Source organism: Streptomyces sp. NPDC036764, assembly GCF_055609385.1.
Window position 1 is genome coordinate 608,197 of record NZ_JBVJPT010000003.1, and the last position, 17,609, is coordinate 625,805.

Below are 17,609 nucleotides of genomic sequence, written 5' to 3' on the forward strand. Positions count from 1 at the left end.
CCGCGGGCCTACCGTGGTCCGGCGCCCGCTCCGTTTGTCGGCCGTGAAAGCGTCACAAAACCGACGTGCCAGAAACGGAGTTGGGCCTCTTATTTGTCAGTGGCGTGCCGTAGAACAGAGGGGCACGGCGAGGTCCGCTTTCGGCGGACGGGAGGAGGTGGCTCGGTGAGTATTTCCGAGCCCTTGGACGACCCCTGGGCCGACAGCGGTCCCAGTGATCGTCTGCCTGCCTCCCGTCGACGTGGTGACGGTGGCCGAGGACGCGACGAGCAGCATGACCGCGGCCGCGACAACGGCGAGTGGGACGGGGGCGGTTCCACGGCCTTCGAGCGGGTCCCGCCGCAGGACCTCGACGCCGAGCAATCCGTCCTCGGCGGCATGCTCCTGTCCAAGGACGCCATCGCCGATGTGGTCGAGGTCATCAAGGGCCACGACTTCTACAAGCCCGCGCACGAGACGATCTTTCAGGCGATCCTCGACGTCTACGCCAAGGGTGAGCCGGCCGACCCCATCACCATCGCCGCCGAGCTCACCAAGCGCGGTGAGATCAACAAGGTCGGCGGGGCCTCGTATCTGCACACCCTAGTCCAGACGGTGCCGACGGCGGCGAACGCCGAGTACTACGCGGAGATCGTCCACGAGCGGGCCGTGCTGCGCCGCCTGGTCGAGGCCGGCACCCGCATCACGCAGATGGGATACGCGGCCGACGACGACGTCGACGAGATCGTCAACCGCGCCCAGGCCGAGATCTACGCCGTCACCGAGCAGCGCACCAGCGAGGACTACCTCCCGCTCGGCGACATCATGGAAGGCGCGCTCGACGAGATCGAGGCGATCGGCTCACGCACCGGCGAGATGACCGGTGTGCCCACCGGGTTCACGGACCTCGACTCGCTCACCAACGGTCTGCACCCGGGCCAGATGATCGTCATCGCGGCCCGTCCCGCGATGGGTAAGTCCACGCTCGCCCTGGACTTCGCGCGGGCGGCGTCGATCAAGCACAACCTGGCGAGTGTCATCTTCTCCCTGGAAATGGGGCGCAACGAGATCGCGATGCGTCTGCTGTCGGCCGAGGCGCGCGTGGCCCTGCACCACATGCGTTCCGGCACCATGACGGACGAGGACTGGACCCGGTTGGCGCGACGGATGCCCGAGGTCTCGGCGGCGCCGCTCTACATCGACGACTCCCCGAACCTGTCGATGATGGAGATCCGTGCGAAGTGCCGTCGGCTGAAGCAGCGCAACGACATCAAGCTCGTGATCATCGACTACCTCCAGCTCATGCAGTCCGGTGGTTCTAAGCGTTCCGAGAGCCGTCAGCAGGAGGTCTCGGACATGTCCCGAAACCTCAAGCTCCTGGCGAAGGAGCTGGAGGTCCCGGTGATCGCGCTGTCGCAGCTCAACCGTGGTCCCGAGCAGCGCACGGACAAGAAGCCGATGGTGTCCGACCTGCGTGAGTCCGGCTCCATCGAGCAGGACGCCGACATGGTGATCCTGCTGCACCGCGAGGACGCCTACGAGAAGGAGTCGCCGCGCGCCGGCGAGGCCGACATCATCGTGGGCAAGCACCGTAACGGTCCGACGGCGACGATCACGGTCGCCTTCCAGGGTCACTACTCGCGGTTCGTGGACATGGCGCAGACCTGATCCGCCTCCCCGCGGGGGAATCGGGTCGACTCCCGAGCAGCCGACGGGGTGGACTGTGGGCATGACGACATCTCAGGACGAGCTGCTTCCCACCACACGCCGTGCACTGCTGCACCGCATCGCCAGGGCCCAGGCCGAGGGACGGGCGCCCTCGATGGTGGCCGCGGTCGTGCGGGACGGCCGGGCGGTGTGGCACGGCTCGCGTACCTCGGTGGACGGGCACGGGCCGGACGAGCATGTGCAGTACCGCATCGGCTCGATCACCAAGACCTTCACCGCCGTTCTCGTCCTGCGACTGCGTGACGAGGGCCTGCTCGCCCTCGGAGACCCGCTGGAGAAGCATCTGCCGGGCACCCGCGCGGGGGAGGCCACCATCGCCGAACTGCTCGCGCACGCAAGTGGGCTGGCGGCCGAGTCGCCCGGTCCTTGGTGGGAGCGCACCTCCGGATCCCTGCGGCCCGAGCTCTCCGACGTCCTCGGTGAACAGCCTTTCCTGCATCCGTCGGGTCGCCGGTTCCACTACTCCAACCCCGGCTACACGCTGCTGGGCGCGTTGGTCGAGAAGCTGCGCGGGGCTCCGTGGGAGGACGTACTCCGGCTAGAAGTGCTCGAACCCCTGGGGCTGAGCCGCACGAGTGCGCGACCGCAGGCGCCGCATGCCGGGGGCTGGGCCGTGCACCCCTGGGCCGATGTGATGCTTGCCGAGCCGGTCGAGGACCTCGGCCGTATGGCGCCCGCCGGGCAACTCTGGTCGACCACCGCTGACTTGGCGCGCTTCGCTGCCTTCCTGATCAAGGGTGACGACCGGGTGCTCAGTGCCGAGTCGCTGCGAGAGATGAGGACGCCGGCGGCTCCGCAGGAGGCCGCGGACGTGGCGAGCGGCTATGCCTACTGCCTGGGCCTGGAGCTCCGACACCAGGACGACAGGGCCCTGCTCGGACACACGGGGTCGCTGCCGGGCTTCCTCGCCTGCCTCACCGTCAGCGTGGAGGACGATCTCGCCGCTGTCGTCCTGGCCAACTGCACCTCGGGGCCGCTGCTGTTCACGGTTGCCGCAGACCTCGTCCGGATCGTCGCCGAGGCCGAGCCGCGGATTCCCGAGCCGTGGCGCCCGATGCAGGACGTCGACCCGGCAGTCCTGGATCTGGCCGGGCAGTGGTACTGGGGTACGCATGCCTTCGGGCTGCGGTTGACGGCCGACGGACTGGTCTCCTTGGAGCCGTTGTCCGGCAAGGGACGCAGCTCGCGGTTCCGGTCCAACGGCGATGGCACATGGACGGGCCTGGAGGGCTACTACGCCGGCGAGCTCCTGAAGGCCGTACGACGCCCGGACGGGGCCGTGGACCACCTGGACCTCGGGTCGTTCGTGTTCACGCGCCAGCCGTACGACGAGGGGGCCGCTGTGCCGGGTGGAGTGGATCCCGACGGGTGGCGGGGGATCGGCCGGCTCTGACGGTTCGACCAGGAGAACGTTGGCTCATAGAGCCCGTCGGGCGCCATGCAGGTGCTGCGTAACGCTCGACCGGCGAGGTGCCTGTTTCACGTGAAACAGGCACCTCGCCGTTTCACAGCTCGAGCTTGAAGCCCGCGTGCGAGGACGCGAAGCCAAGCCGCTCGTAGAAGCGGTGGGCGTCCGTACGGCTCTTGTCGGAGGTGAGCTGCACCAACTGGCAGTTCTGACGCCGGGATTCATCGATCGTCCACTCGATGAGCTGCGTGCCCAGGCCGCTACCGCGCTCGTCGGAGTGGATGCGTACGGCTTCGATGATCGACCTGGTCGCTCCGCGTCGGGAGAGCCCAGGAATGACGGTGAGCTGAAGCGTGCCGATGACACGGCCATCGCGGACGGCGACGACCAGGTGCTGGTTCGAGTCGCTGCTCAGCCGCTCGAACGCGGCGAGATAGGGGGTCAGGTCGTCGAGCGACTCGCGCTGGGCGCCGAGCGGATCGTCCGCGAGCATCCCGACGATCGCGGGGATGTCGTCGGTGACCGCGGGGCGTATCTCAAGATCTCCCATGCCCGCACCCTATGTGGGCGCCGGGAGCGACTCCACGACCCGTACCAGCGGAACGAGCTCAGGGTTCTTCATGGCCTCGTCCAGGGCCTCGCGTAGTGCCTTGTCGTTGGTGGGGCGGGCTTCGTCGAGGAGCGTCAGGCCTGCTTCGGTGACGTCGGTGTAGATGCCGCGGCGGTCGGTGGGGCAGAGGTAGCGGGAGAGCAGGCCGCGGTCCTCGAGGCGGGTGACGAGGCGGGTGGTGGCGCTCTGGCTGAGGACCACGGCGTCGGCGACCTGCTTCATCTGGAGGTGGCCACCTTCGCCGTTGTGCTGGCGGCTGAGGACGTCGAGCAGGGAGTACTCGCGGACGCTGAGGTCGTGCCCGGCCTGCAGGGCGCGCTCGATGTGCGTCTCGATCCTGCCGTGCAGCAGGGAGAGGGCGCACCAGCCCTGGGCGAGGGCGGTGAGTGCGGGGTCTGTCGCTGTCATGGCGGTTCCTCCGTCCCGGAGCGGCTGAAGTCAGGGTAGAGCAGGGTCGCAATAGCCTGCGCTTGCAAGTATGCCGCGTCTGCAAGTATTGTCTTCGAATGTAAAGCGCTCCTGCAATCTTCCCGGAAGGTGTTACCCCTCCATGCCTCTCGCGCTTCTGGCCCTCGCGATCGGGGCCTTCGGAATCGGAACGACCGAGTTCGTGATCATGGGCTTGTTGCCCGAGGTCGCGGGGGACTTCGGCGTCTCCATCCCCTCCGCCGGGCTGCTGGTGACCGGATACGCGCTCGGCGTGGTCCTCGGTGCCCCGCTGATGACCGTGCTCGGCACCAAGGTCTCCCGCAAGCGGATGCTGATGCTGCTGATGGGACTCTTCATCGTCGGCAACCTGCTGTCCGCCCTCGCTCCCGCCTTCGCGGTCATGCTGATCGGCCGTGCGGTCGCCTCGCTTGCTCACGGCGCCTTCTTCGGCATCGGTTCGGTCGTGGCGGCCGACCTGGTCGCCCCGGACAAGAAGGCCGGAGCCATCGCGATGATGTTCACCGGTCTGACCGTCGCCAATGTGGTCGGCGTACCGCTGGGCACGTTCGTCGGACAGTCCGCCGGCTGGCGCGTCACCTTCGGCATCGTCGCCGCCCTCGGCGTCGTCGGCCTGATCGGCATCGCCAAGCTCGTCCCCGATATGCCCAAGGCTCAGGGCGTACGCCTGCGCCATGAGCTCGCCGCCTTCAAGAACGCCCAGGTCCTGCTCGCCATGGCGATGACGGTCCTCGGCTTCGGCGGTGTCTTCGCGGCCATCACCTACATCGCGCCGATGATGACCCACGTCGGCGGCTTCGCGGACGGCTCCGTCACCTGGCTGCTGGTCCTCTTCGGGCTCGGCATGGTCGGCGGAAACCTGATCGGCGGGAAGTACGCCGACCGCGCGCTGATGCCCATGCTGTACGTCTCCCTGGGCGCGCTCGCCGTCGTGCTGGCGCTCTTCACGGTCACGGCGCACAACAAGGTGCTCGCCGCAGTCACCATCACGTTGATCGGCGCACTGGGCTTTGCCACTGTTCCCCCGTTGCAGAAGCGCGTCCTCGACCAGGCGCACGGCGCTCCGACGCTGGCCTCGGCCGTGAACATCGGCGCCTTCAACCTCGGTAACGCCCTCGCAGCCTGGCTCGGCGGCATCGTCATCACGGCCGGCTACGGCTACACGTCCCCCAACTGGGTCGGCGCCGCCCTCGCCGCGTCCGCGCTGGTCCTTGCGTTCCTCTCGGCCGCGCTGGAGCGCCGCGACGGAGCCGCAAGCAGCGCCGTAGTCGCGGGCCGTGCGCCCGCCGAGCAGCGAGCGGCCGTACACCACTGAGTCGACCCGGGTGCGAGGTCAGGGCCGCCCCCGCACTCCCGGCTCCGAAACGGTCGCCGCAGCACCGCTCCACCTCAGTACATCCAGCAAGGAGAACCCCTCATGAGCACCACCACCGCAGTCGTCCCGCTGACCACCCAGGACGCCGACCTCCTCATCGCCGCCGCGCACCGAGCCGCCGAGGAGGCAGGAGTCAGCGTCAGCGTCACCGTCCTGGACGCCGGAGGCCATCTGCTCGCCTTCCGCCGTGACGACCGAGCCGTGCTGATCGCCGGGGAGACCAGCACCCGCAAGGCCTACACGGCACTCCAGCTCAACACGCCCACCGCCGACCTCGTCGACGCCGTACAGCCCGGAGGGCTCTTCCACACCCTGCCCACCGCGCTCGACCGGCCGCTGCTGTTCATCGCGGGCGGTGTGCCGGTTCACCGGGACGGTCGACTGATCGGCGCGATCGGAGTCGGCGGCGGTGCGCCGGACCAGGACCACGGCTTCGCCGCGGCCGCGATCGAGGCGCTCGCCTGACGGCACCCACGCATCGATGAGGAAACGCCGGTCCCCGATGGGGGCCGGCGTTTCCATGGGTGTCGGAGCCTGCGGTCGAGCCTCAGCCCGCCGCGACGGTCAGCGGGGCGAAGCGCCGGGTCCAGTCGCCCGGCAGCTCGGAGATGCCGTACGTCATGACCGCGTTGAAGGCAACGGAGGCCAGGCCGTGTTCCTTCGCCCAGGCCAGCAGTTCCTCATGGCGTACGTCGATGTCCGTGCGCAAGGGGCGGTCGGTGTGGGCGGCGAGGGAGGCGATGAGTGCCTTCGCGGTCTCGGTGTCGCGGGCGATCAGCGGGCCCACCACCTGGGTGTCCATATTGGGCCAGGCACCCGTGTAGCCGATGATCCGGCCGTTCTCCTCGGCGACGCGCAACTGGTCGACGAAGGCGGGCAGCCGCGTGATGATATGCGTGCGATCGGCGCCGAACACCTCCTCGTCGAGCCGCACGATGGCGCTGAGGTCCTCAGCGGTGGCAGCACGCGTGGCGACCGAGGGCACGGACGCACCGGGCGTGAAGTGTCCGAGCAGCATCTCCGCCCGTCCAGTGACCTTGAAGCCGAGCTCCTCGTACAGCGGCCGGCCGTTCGGCGTCGCGTGCAGCGTGAGCGGCGTCGTGCCCATCGAGTCGACGATGTGACGCATGAGCCGACGTCCGATGCCCCGGCGGGCGTGCCGCTCGGCGACCAGAACCATGCCGATGGCTCCCAGATCGGGTCGTTCCCGTGGACCGTACTCCGTGACGACACATGCGCTGACGAGTCCGCCGTGGGGATCGTCGATGCCGTAGCCCCTTCCGGCTGTGAGCAGGAATCCCCACTTGTGTTCCTCACGGGGCCAGCCCCGATCCTCGGACAAGTCGGCGCAGGCGGCGAGGTCGCGAGGCGTCAGACGGCGGATGGGCAGAGCGGCGGGGGAAGGAGTCGGCACGCAGGTCAGGCTGTCTGACGACGGCCCTGATCGTCTACCTGTTTCCGGGGAGACGTACGACCTTTTGGCCATGTCATGGGCCCGCGCACAGCACGCCGACAGACGCTGGGTGTTTCACGTGAAACATGGGCGAACGGCGATCATCCCCCAAAGGGCCTTCCAGGAATGTCCGCCGAAAGGCACCGTGACTGTGCGCCGAGCTCCTTCTGGCCGGCCTCGCGACCCATACCTACATGGGGATGGATCTGTGGGAAGCCTATGAATTGGTATGCAGCGGAAGGTAATTGAAGGAATTGGCCGTCCGTCCCCTCGCCCATTTCGTGAGGGCGGAAGGGGGGACTTGTGATCGGGGCTTCGGCCGGTAGGGTCGACTCCGGTTCGTGTCCGAGCTGTGATCCAAGCTCCCGGCGTGGACCGAACGCAAGGCAGAGCAGCGTAATGGGACGGAGAGATCGAAGACCCGCATTCTCGGTTATGGAGCCAAGGCGCTGACTCTCGGTGGGATGCTGCGGTGAGTTTGCTGCGGCCAATGTCACACTCTCGCCTTACTTGTCCGTACTGGGTGTGAATACGGGTTGAATGAGGCCGTATTGGATCGCGGCAACGAACGGAGAACGCAAGCCGTCGCGGGGGAACAGGCACCTTCCGATCGAGGAAGTGCGCAGACCGACCGAAAGATGTTCGAGGCGAGGCACACCATGGACGCTCCGACCACCACGTCGGCCGACAACGGCACTTCCGGCGGCGGGGGCGGCTGGTTCACGCCGCGCAAGCAGCCGGCGACGACTCCGGGCACCGAGCAGGAGGCGGCCGAGGGCCGACGGCTTGCCGCCATGCGCCCGGTGGGCAGGACCTTGACGGCCGACGGCACGGACCCTCAAGCCCAGGACCGTGACCCCGGGCCCGACGACGCGCACAACACCGCCGGCCCCGACGACGCGCATCACACCGCCGGCCCCGACCACGCCCACCACGCGGGCGACGGAACGACGGCACCGCAACCGGGGGCGCCGCCCGCGATGTCGCGCCCCGAACCACCCGGCTCGGGGCACATACCGCCCCCGCAGCAGACGCCCCCCACCACTCCGGCCTCAAGCCAAGCGCCGTACGCCGCCGCCCAGGCGGACACAGCACGGCCCCAGGCGTCGGGCTCCAGCCCCTTCGCGACATCCGAGCCCCTCGCGGCGCCCACCTCCCGCGCGCAGCCGGCATCCCCTATGCAGCCGGCGTCCCATAGGCAGCCGACACCCCCTACGCAGCCGGCGTCCCCCACGCAGCCGACAGCCGATGCGCAGCCCGCCCCGCAGTTGCACGTCCCGACCCAGCGCCCCGCACCGGCCCAACCCGCCTCCCCGGACGCCGTACTGATCCGCCGGACGATGGCCGAAGTGGGCCCCGTGGCCGACAAGGTCACCTCGTACTTCTACGCGCTGCTCTTCGTACGCCACCCCGACCTGCGCTCCCTGTTCCCCGCTGCGATGGACACCCAGCGCGACCGGCTGCTCAGGGCCCTTCTCACCGCGGCCGAGCACATAGACAACAAGCCCGTCCTCGTCGACTACTTGCAGAACCTCGGCCGTGGCCACCGCAAGTACGGCACCCGGCCCGAGCACTACCCGGCCGTCGGTGAGTGCCTGATCGGCGCGCTCAGCCAGTACGCGGCCGGCGTCTGGAGCGCGGAGATGGAGGCCGCCTGGGTCCGGGCGTACACGACGATCTCGCAGGTCATGATCGACGCTGCGGCGGCCGACGAACTGCGCGCCCCCGCCTGGTGGTACGCGGAGGTCGTGTCGCACGAGCTCAGGACGTCGGACGTCGCGGTTCTCACCGTCCGCCCCGACCAGCCCTATCCCTTCCTCGCCGGGCAGTACGCGAGCGTGGAGACGCCCTGGTGGCCCAGGATCTGGCGGCACTACTCCTTCGCCTCCGCGCCCCGCTCCGACGGCCTGCTGACGTTCCATGTGAAGGCCGTGCCCGCGGGCTGGGTCTCCAACGCGCTGGTACACCGTGCCCGGCCGGGCGACGTCATCCGGCTCGGTCCGCCGGGCGGCTCGATGACCGTGGACCACACGACCGACAGCGGGTTGCTCTGCCTGGGCGGCGGCACCGGCATAGCGCCCATCAAGGCACTGGTCGAGGACGTCGCCGAGCACGGCGAGCGGCGACCGGTCGAGGTCTTCTACGGCGCCCGCACCGACCAGGACCTGTACGACATCGACACGATGCTGAGGCTCAAGCAGTCCCACCCCTGGCTGGAGGTCCGCCCCGTGGTGGACCGGCAGGGACTGCTCCAACTTCCCGAAGCCATACGCGAGTACGGACCCTGGACCGAGTACGACGCCTATGTCTCCGGGCCTCCCGGCATGATCCGCAGCGGTGTCGACGTCCTGCGGAACCTCGGCATCCCGGTTGATCGCATACGGCACGACTCGGTGGAGGAACTCGTCGTCGCCAACTGATGTCAGCCCAGGTCGGGCGCGTGCATCGCGCGCACGCCCTCGATGTTCCCGTCGAGGTAGTGCCGCAGCGACAGCGGCACAAGGTGGACGGACGCGATCCCGACCCGGGTGAAGGGCACCCGCACGATCTCGTACTCGCCGATGGGCTCGTCCACCTCGGGCCCGTGCCGCAAGGACGTGTCCATGGACCCCAGGTGGCAGACGAAGAAGTGCTGCACCTTCACGCCGGTCGCCCCGCCGTCCTCGCCGATGTGCTCCACGGTGTCCACGAAGCAGGGCACCACATCGGTGATCTTGGCGCCGAGTTCCTCGTAGACCTCGCGATGCAGGGCATCGACGACGGTCGTGTCCGTCGGCTCGACTCCGCCACCGGGCGTGAGCCAGTACGGATCCATGCCGGGCTTGGTTCGCTTGATCAGGATCAGATCGTCACCGTCAAGCAGAACGGCTCGGGCGGTGCGCTTGACCACGGGTCGGACGGTCATGGGAGAAATGTGGCCCGGCTGGTTCCACGTGAAACATCGCGAAACGTCACCGGTCGAGCTCACCGGGTGATGTTCCGGACGGCCCAGCACAGTTGGATCCAAAGCCGCTGCTCAGATCCGTCTGGAGATGCTGTTCAGGCCCTGTCGGAAGCCGCTGTTCAGGCCCAGTCCGAGGCCGCTCGCAGCAGCCACTCGTGAGCCCGCGCGATATGCGGCATCGCCAGCGTGCCGGTGCGGACCACCAGGAAGTACGTCCGCAGCGGCGGCACCGGCGGATCATGCAGGGCGACGACCTCGCCGCGCTCCAGGGCGGTCGCGCACAGATAGCGGGGCAGCACCGCGAGCCCCGCTCCCGCGACCGCGCAGGCAAGGACCGCGCGCAGATCGGGAACGATCACCGTGCCCGGGGCGACGGGACGGGAGTCGTAGACCGAAGCCCAGTAGCGGGAGGCGAAGGGGAGGGACTCGTGCACCTCCACCACCGGGACGTCCTCCAAGGCATGCGCGCCCTTGTGGCGCAGTTGCCCCGCGCCGATCCGCTCCACCCAGCGGGGAGCGGCGACGAGCACATGTTCTTCGTCGCAGAGCGGAGTCGCCGTGAGCAGAGCACCGCGCGGTCGGGCCGTACTGATGGCCAGATCGTGATGCCCGGCTGCCAGTCCTTCCAGGGTCTCCTCGGCGTTGCCGAAGGACGCGCGCAACGCGAAGCCCTGGCCCTCCTCGCCGATCAGTTCGGTGAGCGCGGGCAGCGCACGCTCCGCCGTGAACTCAGGAGGCCCGGCGAGGTGCAGGGATCGTAAGGAGGACTCGTCGTCGAGACCGGTCTCGGTGATCTCCACCAGGGCGTCGAGATGAGGCGCGGCCTTGTGGGCCAGCTCGTCGCCGATGGTCGTGGGTGTCACTCCGCGGGCCTGCCGCAGAAACAGGGGACGGCCCAACTGGCGTTCCAGGGTGCGTATCTGCGAGGTCACGGCCGGCTGCGACAACCCGAGCAGCGCGGCGGCGCGGGTGAAGGAGCCGGCCCGGTGCACGGTCACAAAGGTGCGCAACAAGGCCAGGTCCATACCCGATGCTCCCCTTCCCCGCCCTTCTCCCCATCCCCAGGGAAGGGCCCAACTATAAATAAGTCGATAGGTCGCTGTCGCTACTGTGATTGGACACTGACAGAGAGTCAACTAGCCTTGTTCGCGCGGTTCTTCGCGCGCGGAACCGAGGGCGGTCCGAGCCACGAGGGGGGAGGTTCGGACCGCCCGTTCTACGTATCGGGCCATCGACGGGCGCGGGGTCGGCCCCAGCCACGGAAGGACGCGGCGGTCGGCCGCGGTCTCCCGCGCAGGCGGCGGCGCCCCCGGTCACCGGGCCGATTCGTCCAGTGCGTGCAGCACATCAGCCACGAGATCCTCCGGATCCTCGGCACCGACCGACATACGGATGAAGCCCTCCGGTACGGCGTCGCCGCCCCAGCGTCCGCGCCGCTCGGCCGTGGAGCGCACCCCGCCGAAGCTGGTCGCGTCGTCGACGAGCCGCAGGGCCGCCAGGAAGCGCTCGGCACGCGCGCGCGTGGGCAGCGTGAAGGACACCACGCACCCATAGCGCCGCATCTGCCGCGAAGCGATCTTGTACGAAGGGTCGCCGGGCAGCCCCGGATAGCGCACCCCGAGATCCTGCGGCCCGTCCCGCAAAGCCTCGGCGACCGCGAGGGCGTTGGCGCTCTGCCGCTCGACGCGCAGTTGGAGCGTGGCGAGCGAACGGTGGGCGAGCCAGGCCTCCATGGGGCCCGAAATCGCCCCGACGATCTTGCGCCAGCGCCGTACGGCGGACATGGCCTCGGCGTCGCGGCCCGTGACGTATCCCAGCAGCAGGTCGCCATGGCCCGTCAACTGCTTGGTGCCGCTGGCCACCGAGAAGTCGGCGCCGAGTTCGAGCGGGCGCTGCCCGAGCGGAGTCGCGAGCGTGTTGTCCACGGCGACGAGGGCGCCACGCGCGTGTGCCTCCGAAGCGAGCCGCCGGATGTCGCACACATCGAGGCCGGGGTTGGACGGCGTCTCGATCCACAGCAGCTTCGCGCCGTCCAGGACGCCGAGCTGGGCGTCCCCGCCGGTTGGCGCGGTGCGTACCTCGATGCCGTACGCCTCCAGTTGCGCGCGCACCAGGGGCAGCGCCTGATAGCCGTCGTCGGGCAGGACGACCGCGTCCCCTGACCGCAACTGGGAGAAGAGCACCGATGAGATGGCGGCCATGCCCGAGGCGAAGACCAGCGTCTCGACGCCGTCCTCCCCCGGCGCCTCCAGCTCGCTGACGGCGCGCTCCAGATGGGTCCAGGTCGGGTTCTCGTCCCGCCCGTAGGTGTACGGCCCTGTCGGCTCGCCCGGCAGGTGATAGTGGGCGGCGAACACCGGACCCGGCAGGGTCGGCTCGTACTTGACCGGCTCGGGCAGGCCCGCCCGTACCGCGCGCGTGCCGTCGCCGCCGGAAGGCAGCCCCTGGGGGCCCGGATCGCTCATGCCGCGTGTCCCTCCACTTGCTCGCGGACCGCGTCGAGCAGGCCTGTGCTCGCCGCCTCCACCATGTCGAGGCACTCCTCGAACCCGTCCCTGCCGCCGTAGTACGGGTCCGGCACATCGAGATCGTCGCCGGCCGCGGGATCGTAGGAGCGCAGCATCCGTACCTTCGCCGCGTCCTCCGCGGACGGAGCGAGCCGCCTCAGGGCCTTGAGGTGGCCGGTGTCGAGGGCGATGACGAGGTCGAGGCGGTCGAACCAGGACGGCTGGAACTGGCGGGCCGTGTGGCCGCCGTCATAGCCGTGCTCCTCCAGGACCGAGACGGTGCGCGGGTCCGCCGGGTCGCCCTCGTGCCAGCCGCCGGTGCCGGCGCTGTCGACCTCGACCCGGTCGTCGAGTCCGGCTTCCTCGACGCGGGCGCGGAAGACGGACTCGGCCATCGGCGAGCGGCAGATGTTGCCGGTGCAGACGAAGCAGACGCGGTAGGTCATCGGGTCCTCAGTCCCCGTCGGGCAGGGCGAGGTTGAGCGCCCAGGAGACGATCGAGATGATCAGGCCGCCGAACACGGCCGTCCAGAAGCCGTCGACATGGAAGCTCAGGTCGAGCTTGTCGGCGAACCACGAGGTCAGCAGCAGCATCAGCGCGTTGACGACCAGCGTGAACAGGCCGAGCGTCAGAATGAGCAGAGGCAGGCTGAAGAGCTTGACTATCGGCTTGACCAGGAAGTTCACCAGGCCGAAGATCAGCGCGACGATGAGCAGGGTGCCTATCTGCTTGCCCGTGCTGTCACCGGTGAGAGTGATCTTGTCGAGCAGCCAGACGGCGACCGCCAGGGCGCCCGCGTTGGCGATCGTCTTGACTACGAAATTCTTCATGTGTCTGATCGTGGCAGACGAGATCGGCCACGAGCACTGGGATGAGGGCGGACAACAGCGATGAAGGCATTCCGGCTGGACGAACTGGAGGCGGAGCGCGCCGCCAACGAGGGCGCCTACCTGCAGTTTCTGCGAGAGCGGAACATGTCGGTCGGCCTGTACGCGCTCAACGCCGGCGACCACGATCCACAGAAGCCGCACAACCAGGACGAGGTCTACTTCGTTGTGAGCGGCCGTGCCCAGATCACCGTCGGCATGGAGACCACGAACGTGGCGCGCGGCAGCGTCGTGTACGTGCCGGCCGGGGTCGCCCACAAGTTCCACCACATCAGCGAGGATCTGCGGGTGCTGGTGATGTTCTCTCCGCCCGAGAGCTGACCTTCGGTCTCGGGGTTCCCTAGGGGTTCGATCAGGGGAGGACAAGGGCTGCGAGGCCCCCGCGGGGGCACCTGCCCGCCCTAGCATCGAGTGCAGGGAATCAGCAGATTCGCGGAAATCAGGACCCGGCACAGGACGGGCGCAGAGGTAAGGACGAGGGCGATGCGTGAGATCTTCGCAGGACTGCCGTGGTGGGTGAAGTGGATCGCGGTGCCGGTCATCGCCTTGGTCGTGTTCGGCGGACTGATAGCCAGCGTGGTCGGATTCGTGATCGGACTGCTCTTCAAGCTGCTGGTCTTCGTCGCACTGGTCGGCGGACTGATCTACGTCGTACGGAAGTTCATGTCGAGCTCTTCGTCACGCAGCGACTGGTGAGGGCCGTGGGGACCGGGGGGCGGTAACAGGAATCACCGGTTCCCTCGGGCGAGGGAAGTTTCCCGGACAGAGCGACCGTGGGCGGTCGCGGGCCAATAGAGTCCGGAAATCGACGCGGGGACCGACCCCGCGAGCGGCGTACACCCCACCCGTGTTCCCGCACGGGCTGCCCCCCTCGCGCTTCGGGAGTGACCCTTGGCCAAGGTAGACACCGCACCATCGGACCTCCACTCACCCCCGGCCCGGCCGCGCTCCTCCGTACCCCAGGTGCCGCGGCAGGCCTCGCCGGAACCCTCCGAGTCGCCGAACTCCGCGACGCTCATCGGATCCGTCCAGCGCGCGATGCGCCTGCTGGAACGCGTCGCCGAGCACGAGTACGGCGCTCCCGCCAAGCAGCTCGCCCGCGAGACGGGCCTGGCACTGCCCACGGCGTACCACCTTCTGCGCACGCTGGTGCACGAGGGCTATCTGCGCCGCGACAAAGGGCTGTTCTTCCTCGGCGACGCGGCGGTGCGGCTGAGCAGCAGCGGAGCCGAGCAGAAACGTCGCAGCACGGTAGCCGACGCGCTCGCCCAGTGCCGCGATGCCATCGGCGTCCCCGTGTACTACGCCCAGTACCGCGACGGCGAGATCGAGGTCGTGTGCGTCTCCGACACCCCCGGCAACCCGGCGGTCGAGGAATGGGCCGACTTCCGCGAAACCGGCCACGCCCACGCCATCGGCCAGTGCCTGCTGTCCCAGCTCGACGAGGACGCCCGTCGCGACCACCTGGATCGCCACCCTGTGCAGTCCATCACCCCGTACACGGTGCGCGACAGCAGATCGCTGCTCCGGCGCCTTGAGCGGGTGCAGCGGATGGAGCCGGTGATCGAGCGTCAGGAGTACGCGCTGGGCACGGTGTGCGCGGCGATCCCGATCACGCTGGGCACCACGGCCGCGACGATGGCCATTTCTCTGCCCGTCGAGCAGTCCGACCGGCTGCTGTCGGCGGCGCGCCAGCTCCAGGAGGAGGTCGGGCGGCTCCTGGGGTCACTGGCGATCTCTATCAGTATCTGAAAACTCACTCCTTGTGATCTCTCGTGTACGTTCAGCAAGATTCCACCAGGCCTGGGGTCCGGTCCCGGCCAGTCGAAGGCAACCGACGGGGTAGGCGATGCGAGAGTCCGTACAGGCAGAGGTCATGATGAGCTTTCTCGTGTCCGAGGAGCTCTCTTTCCGCATCCCGGTGGAGCTGCGCTACGAGACCTGTGATCCCTACGCGGTACGGCTGACCTTCCACCTGCCCGGGGATGCCCCGGTGACCTGGGCCTTCGGCCGGGAGCTGCTGGTGGACGGGGTGGGCAGGCCGTGCGGGGAGGGTGATGTACGCGTCTCACCTGCCGGTTCCGAGACGCTGGGGGACGTGCTGATCCGGCTTCAGGTCGGTGCCGACCAGGCGCTGTTCCGCTCCTCCGTGGCGCCGCTGGTGGCCTTCCTCGACCGCACCGACAAGCTGGTGCCGCTCGGCCAGGAGGGCGCTCTCGCCGACTTCGACGCCCACCTCGACGAGGCCCTGGACCGCATCCTCGCGGAAGAGCAGAGCGCCGGCTGAAGCGTTACATCGGTGCCGTGGAGGGGTGGCGTAACGCTTCAGCGGTGCGCAAGGGGCGCGCGGGAGCGCTCCTTGTGTGCCGGGTTTGCTTTGCGCTCCGCCGGATGGGCGAAGTCGGCCGCAGCGGTTTGGAGCTCTCCAGGGAGCACCGCCTCGGCTGTCCGCCCGCCGCCGGCGCTGCTTGAGTCCTCCGTGGGCACGGCTTCCGCCTCTTCGCCCCGCACTGCTTCAGGCGGCCCCGTCGCCGTTACCGCGCCCCCTGTCGCCCCCGCGTCACCGCTTCCTCCGGCGGCCACGGCCGCCGGGCCTGGGCCCCGGCTGAGCGCCTCCCTGGCCCGGCTGGGCGCCCGCAGGGACCGGGTGGGCGCCGACGGGCGCCGAGCCCGTCTCCGGCCGGTCGGCCGAGACGACCAGCGCCGCGAGGGCGGTGGTCACCGGTACCGACGCGACCAGACCGATGGAGCCCACCAGCGTGCGCACGATCTCCTCCGCGACCAGCTCACTGTTGGCGACCGTGCCCACACCGCTCTGCGCGATCGAGAAGAGCAGCAGCAGCGGCAGCGCGGCGCCCGCGTAGGCGAGGACGAGTGTGTTGACGACGGAGGCGATGTGGTCGCGGCCGATGCGGATGCCTGCCCGGTACAGCCCGCGCCAGCCCATCGCGGGGTTGGCCTCGTGCAGCTCCCAGACCGCCGAGGTCTGGGTGACCGTCACGTCGTCGAGGACACCGAGCGAGCCGATGATGATGCCTGCGAGCAGCAGACCGCTCATGTCGATCGACGGATACAGCCCATGGATGAGGCCGGTGTTGTCGTCGGTGTTGCCGGTGAGCGCGGCCCAGTCGATGAACACCGAGCCGAGTACGCCGATCAGCAGCAGCGAGATGAGCGTGCCGAGCACCGCGACCGATGTTCGGGCCGAGAGGCCGTGGCACAGATAGAGCGCGACCAGCATGATCGCGCTCGACCCGACCACCGCCACGACCAGCGGGTTCGAGCCCTGGAGGATCGCGGGCAGGATGAAGAAGTTGAGCAGCAGGAAGCTGATGGCCAGCGAGATCAGCGCCATGACGCCCCGCAACCGCCCGACGACCACGACGGCGATGGCGAAGATGCCGGCGAGCACCGACAGCGGAACGCGCCGGTTCACGTCGGTGACCGAGTACTGGAGGTCCTTGGGCGCGGAAGGCTCGTAGGCGACCACGACCTCCTGGCCCTGGTGCAACTGGCGCGACTGGTCGGGCTGCACGATCTCCGTGAACGTACGGCCCTTGTCGTCGCCGGTGTCGACCCGGATCGTCGCCTTCTTGCAGGTGCCGCTGTCCTGCTGCACCGCGGAGGAACCTTCGGCGGTGGAGGTGCCGCCGGTCGGCGGCACACCCGAGGCGCCCGCGGCCTTGCAGCTCAGCTCGACGACCTTGGTGACCGTGGCCTGCTGCGTCTGCCGGTCGAAGCCGACACCGGTGCGCTCGTGCCCCGGGGCACCTCCCGGCCACAGCACCACGAGACCCACCACCACCGCGGCGGCGAACGGGATCAGAACCGCCGCGATGACCTTGCGCAGATGCCGGGAGACGGGAGCCGCGGGACCGTGGGCGTGGCTGTGAGAGTGTCCGTGGCCCTGCCCGGGCCCATGTCCATGGCCGTCATTGCCACCGCCGCCACCGCTCTGCCCGCCGCCGGATCCGTGGCCGTGACCATGGCCACCACCGGCGTCGGGGCCGGGACGATCCCCCGGACCAGGTCCTTGCCGGTACGGGCCACCGGAGATGTGTCCACGATCCTGCGGGCCGCCGACTCCGCTCCCGTGCTCGTGCGGGCCACCAGGGCGAGGGCCGGGTTCATGCCAGTCGCCGGCTTCGCCCCGCGGCTCCTGCATTCCGCCGGGGCGGAGGTCGTGCTCGTGCCAACCGCCGGTTTCAGCCGTGCGACCGTCGGGGACGCCCGTGGAACCGTGGCCGAATCCACCGTCGTATCTGCCTCC

The 17,609-nt window shown here is 69.2% G+C and carries 18 protein-coding genes; 9 read left to right on the forward strand and 9 right to left on the reverse strand.

The features are described from left to right. Positions 1 to 165 precede the first annotated feature (165 nt). Positions 166 to 1,647 (forward strand): replicative DNA helicase, encoded by a 1,482-nt coding sequence (gene dnaB, locus ACZ69Q_RS17755; RefSeq protein WP_471042386.1) that lies wholly within the window; start codon positions 166 to 168, stop codon positions 1,645 to 1,647. A 61-nt stretch (positions 1,648 to 1,708) separates the two neighbouring features. Next, complete coding sequence (locus ACZ69Q_RS17760; RefSeq protein WP_471042388.1) at positions 1,709 to 3,100, forward strand: serine hydrolase domain-containing protein; 1,392 nt, start codon at positions 1,709 to 1,711, stop codon at positions 3,098 to 3,100. 112 nt (positions 3,101 to 3,212) lie between these two features. Here the strand turns inward: ACZ69Q_RS17760 and ACZ69Q_RS17765 are convergent, their stop codons facing one another. Both ACZ69Q_RS17765 and ACZ69Q_RS17770 read right to left on the reverse strand, forming a co-directional pair. Then, positions 3,213 to 3,665 (reverse strand): GNAT family N-acetyltransferase, encoded by a 453-nt coding sequence (locus tag ACZ69Q_RS17765; protein WP_471042390.1) that lies wholly within the window; start codon positions 3,663 to 3,665, stop codon positions 3,213 to 3,215. Between the two features lie 9 nt (positions 3,666 to 3,674). Further along, positions 3,675 to 4,133, reverse strand: a complete 459-nt coding sequence (locus ACZ69Q_RS17770; RefSeq protein ID WP_471042392.1) for a MarR family winged helix-turn-helix transcriptional regulator — start codon at positions 4,131 to 4,133, stop codon at positions 3,675 to 3,677. Positions 4,134 to 4,275: 142 nt separating this feature from the next. Here ACZ69Q_RS17770 and ACZ69Q_RS17775 point away from each other — a divergent pair, with 142 nt between their 5' ends. Together ACZ69Q_RS17775 and ACZ69Q_RS17780 are read left to right on the forward strand one after the other, a co-directional pair. After that, positions 4,276 to 5,487 (forward strand): MFS transporter, encoded by a 1,212-nt coding sequence (locus ACZ69Q_RS17775; protein ID WP_471042394.1) that lies wholly within the window; start codon positions 4,276 to 4,278, stop codon positions 5,485 to 5,487. Positions 5,488 to 5,589: 102 nt separating this feature from the next. Continuing rightward, positions 5,590 to 6,012, forward strand: coding sequence for a GlcG/HbpS family heme-binding protein (locus ACZ69Q_RS17780; protein WP_471042396.1), 423 nt, complete (start codon positions 5,590 to 5,592; stop codon positions 6,010 to 6,012). An 82-nt stretch (positions 6,013 to 6,094) separates the two neighbouring features. On the opposite strand, the gene ACZ69Q_RS17785 is transcribed toward ACZ69Q_RS17780, so the two are convergent. After that, entirely contained in the window at positions 6,095 to 6,961 is an 867-nt protein-coding gene (locus ACZ69Q_RS17785) for a GNAT family N-acetyltransferase (protein ID WP_471042398.1), read from the reverse strand. 677 nt (positions 6,962 to 7,638) lie between these two features. Here ACZ69Q_RS17785 and ACZ69Q_RS17790 point away from each other — a divergent pair. Beyond that, positions 7,639 to 9,420: a globin domain-containing protein gene (locus ACZ69Q_RS17790; RefSeq protein ID WP_471042401.1), complete on the forward strand. Its 1,782-nt coding sequence runs from the start codon at positions 7,639 to 7,641 to the stop codon at positions 9,418 to 9,420. Between the two features lie 2 nt (positions 9,421 to 9,422). Here ACZ69Q_RS17790 and ACZ69Q_RS17795 read toward each other — a convergent pair whose 3' ends face one another. From ACZ69Q_RS17795 to ACZ69Q_RS17815, 5 genes are all read right to left on the reverse strand, one after another. Further along, positions 9,423 to 9,905: an NUDIX domain-containing protein gene (locus ACZ69Q_RS17795; RefSeq protein ID WP_471042403.1), complete on the reverse strand. Its 483-nt coding sequence runs from the start codon at positions 9,903 to 9,905 to the stop codon at positions 9,423 to 9,425. Positions 9,906 to 10,063: 158 nt separating this feature from the next. Further along, positions 10,064 to 10,969 carry a LysR family transcriptional regulator gene (locus ACZ69Q_RS17800; RefSeq protein WP_471042406.1) on the reverse strand — a complete coding sequence of 302 codons (906 nt, stop codon included), beginning with the start codon at positions 10,967 to 10,969 and terminating at the stop codon, positions 10,064 to 10,066. Between the two features lie 288 nt (positions 10,970 to 11,257). Beyond that, entirely contained in the window at positions 11,258 to 12,409 is a 1,152-nt protein-coding gene (locus ACZ69Q_RS17805; protein WP_471042409.1) for a cystathionine gamma-lyase, read from the reverse strand. Continuing rightward, entirely contained in the window at positions 12,406 to 12,897 is a 492-nt protein-coding gene (locus ACZ69Q_RS17810; protein WP_471042412.1) for a low molecular weight protein-tyrosine-phosphatase, read from the reverse strand. The genes ACZ69Q_RS17805 and ACZ69Q_RS17810 overlap by 4 nt, the downstream gene beginning before the upstream one ends. Positions 12,898 to 12,904: 7 nt before the next feature. Further along, on the reverse strand, positions 12,905 to 13,282 hold the full coding sequence (locus ACZ69Q_RS17815) for a phage holin family protein (RefSeq protein WP_471042415.1): 378 nt from the start codon (positions 13,280 to 13,282) through the stop codon (positions 12,905 to 12,907). Between the two features lie 60 nt (positions 13,283 to 13,342). Here ACZ69Q_RS17815 and ACZ69Q_RS17820 point away from each other — a divergent pair, with 60 nt between their 5' ends. The 4 genes from ACZ69Q_RS17820 (at position 13,343) to ACZ69Q_RS17835 (ending at position 15,626) form a co-directional block, all read left to right on the forward strand. After that, complete coding sequence (locus tag ACZ69Q_RS17820; RefSeq protein WP_471042418.1) at positions 13,343 to 13,660, forward strand: cupin domain-containing protein; 318 nt, start codon at positions 13,343 to 13,345, stop codon at positions 13,658 to 13,660. Positions 13,661 to 13,822: 162 nt separating this feature from the next. After that, the gene (locus tag ACZ69Q_RS17825) at positions 13,823 to 14,035 is read left to right on the forward strand and encodes a DUF5326 family protein (protein WP_030957557.1); all 213 of its coding nucleotides are present in this window, start codon (positions 13,823 to 13,825) and stop codon (positions 14,033 to 14,035) included. 195 nt (positions 14,036 to 14,230) lie between these two features. Further along, positions 14,231 to 15,091, forward strand: coding sequence for an IclR family transcriptional regulator (locus ACZ69Q_RS17830; RefSeq protein ID WP_471042421.1), 861 nt, complete (start codon positions 14,231 to 14,233; stop codon positions 15,089 to 15,091). A 97-nt stretch (positions 15,092 to 15,188) separates the two neighbouring features. Next, the gene (locus tag ACZ69Q_RS17835) at positions 15,189 to 15,626 is read left to right on the forward strand and encodes an SsgA family sporulation/cell division regulator (protein WP_062707976.1); all 438 of its coding nucleotides are present in this window, start codon (positions 15,189 to 15,191) and stop codon (positions 15,624 to 15,626) included. 273 nt (positions 15,627 to 15,899) lie between these two features. On the opposite strand, the gene ACZ69Q_RS17840 is transcribed toward ACZ69Q_RS17835, so the two are convergent. Next, the gene (locus tag ACZ69Q_RS17840; protein WP_471042664.1) at positions 15,900 to 17,396 is read right to left on the reverse strand and encodes a YibE/F family protein; all 1,497 of its coding nucleotides are present in this window, start codon (positions 17,394 to 17,396) and stop codon (positions 15,900 to 15,902) included. Positions 17,397 to 17,609: the final 213 nt, after the last annotated feature.

Coding starts and splice junctions, on each gene's coding strand:
- ACZ69Q_RS17765 (WP_471042390.1), bottom strand. CDS start 3,665: ATGGGAGATCTTGAGATACGCCCCGCGGTCACCGACGACATCCCCGCG.
- ACZ69Q_RS17825 (WP_030957557.1), top strand. CDS start 13,823: ATGCGTGAGATCTTCGCAGGACTGCCGTGGTGGGTGAAGTGGATCGCG.
- ACZ69Q_RS17780 (WP_471042396.1), top strand. CDS start 5,590: ATGAGCACCACCACCGCAGTCGTCCCGCTGACCACCCAGGACGCCGAC.
- ACZ69Q_RS17795 (WP_471042403.1), bottom strand. CDS start 9,905: ATGACCGTCCGACCCGTGGTCAAGCGCACCGCCCGAGCCGTTCTGCTT.
- ACZ69Q_RS17800 (WP_471042406.1), bottom strand. CDS start 10,969: ATGGACCTGGCCTTGTTGCGCACCTTTGTGACCGTGCACCGGGCCGGC.
- ACZ69Q_RS17815 (WP_471042415.1), bottom strand. CDS start 13,282: ATGAAGAATTTCGTAGTCAAGACGATCGCCAACGCGGGCGCCCTGGCG.
- ACZ69Q_RS17805 (WP_471042409.1), bottom strand. CDS start 12,409: ATGAGCGATCCGGGCCCCCAGGGGCTGCCTTCCGGCGGCGACGGCACG.
- ACZ69Q_RS17835 (WP_062707976.1), top strand. CDS start 15,189: ATGCGAGAGTCCGTACAGGCAGAGGTCATGATGAGCTTTCTCGTGTCC.
- ACZ69Q_RS17770 (WP_471042392.1), bottom strand. CDS start 4,133: ATGACAGCGACAGACCCCGCACTCACCGCCCTCGCCCAGGGCTGGTGC.
- ACZ69Q_RS17775 (WP_471042394.1), top strand. CDS start 4,276: ATGCCTCTCGCGCTTCTGGCCCTCGCGATCGGGGCCTTCGGAATCGGA.
- ACZ69Q_RS17820 (WP_471042418.1), top strand. CDS start 13,343: ATGAAGGCATTCCGGCTGGACGAACTGGAGGCGGAGCGCGCCGCCAAC.
- ACZ69Q_RS17790 (WP_471042401.1), top strand. CDS start 7,639: ATGTTCGAGGCGAGGCACACCATGGACGCTCCGACCACCACGTCGGCC.
- ACZ69Q_RS17810 (WP_471042412.1), bottom strand. CDS start 12,897: ATGACCTACCGCGTCTGCTTCGTCTGCACCGGCAACATCTGCCGCTCG.
- ACZ69Q_RS17760 (WP_471042388.1), top strand. CDS start 1,709: ATGACGACATCTCAGGACGAGCTGCTTCCCACCACACGCCGTGCACTG.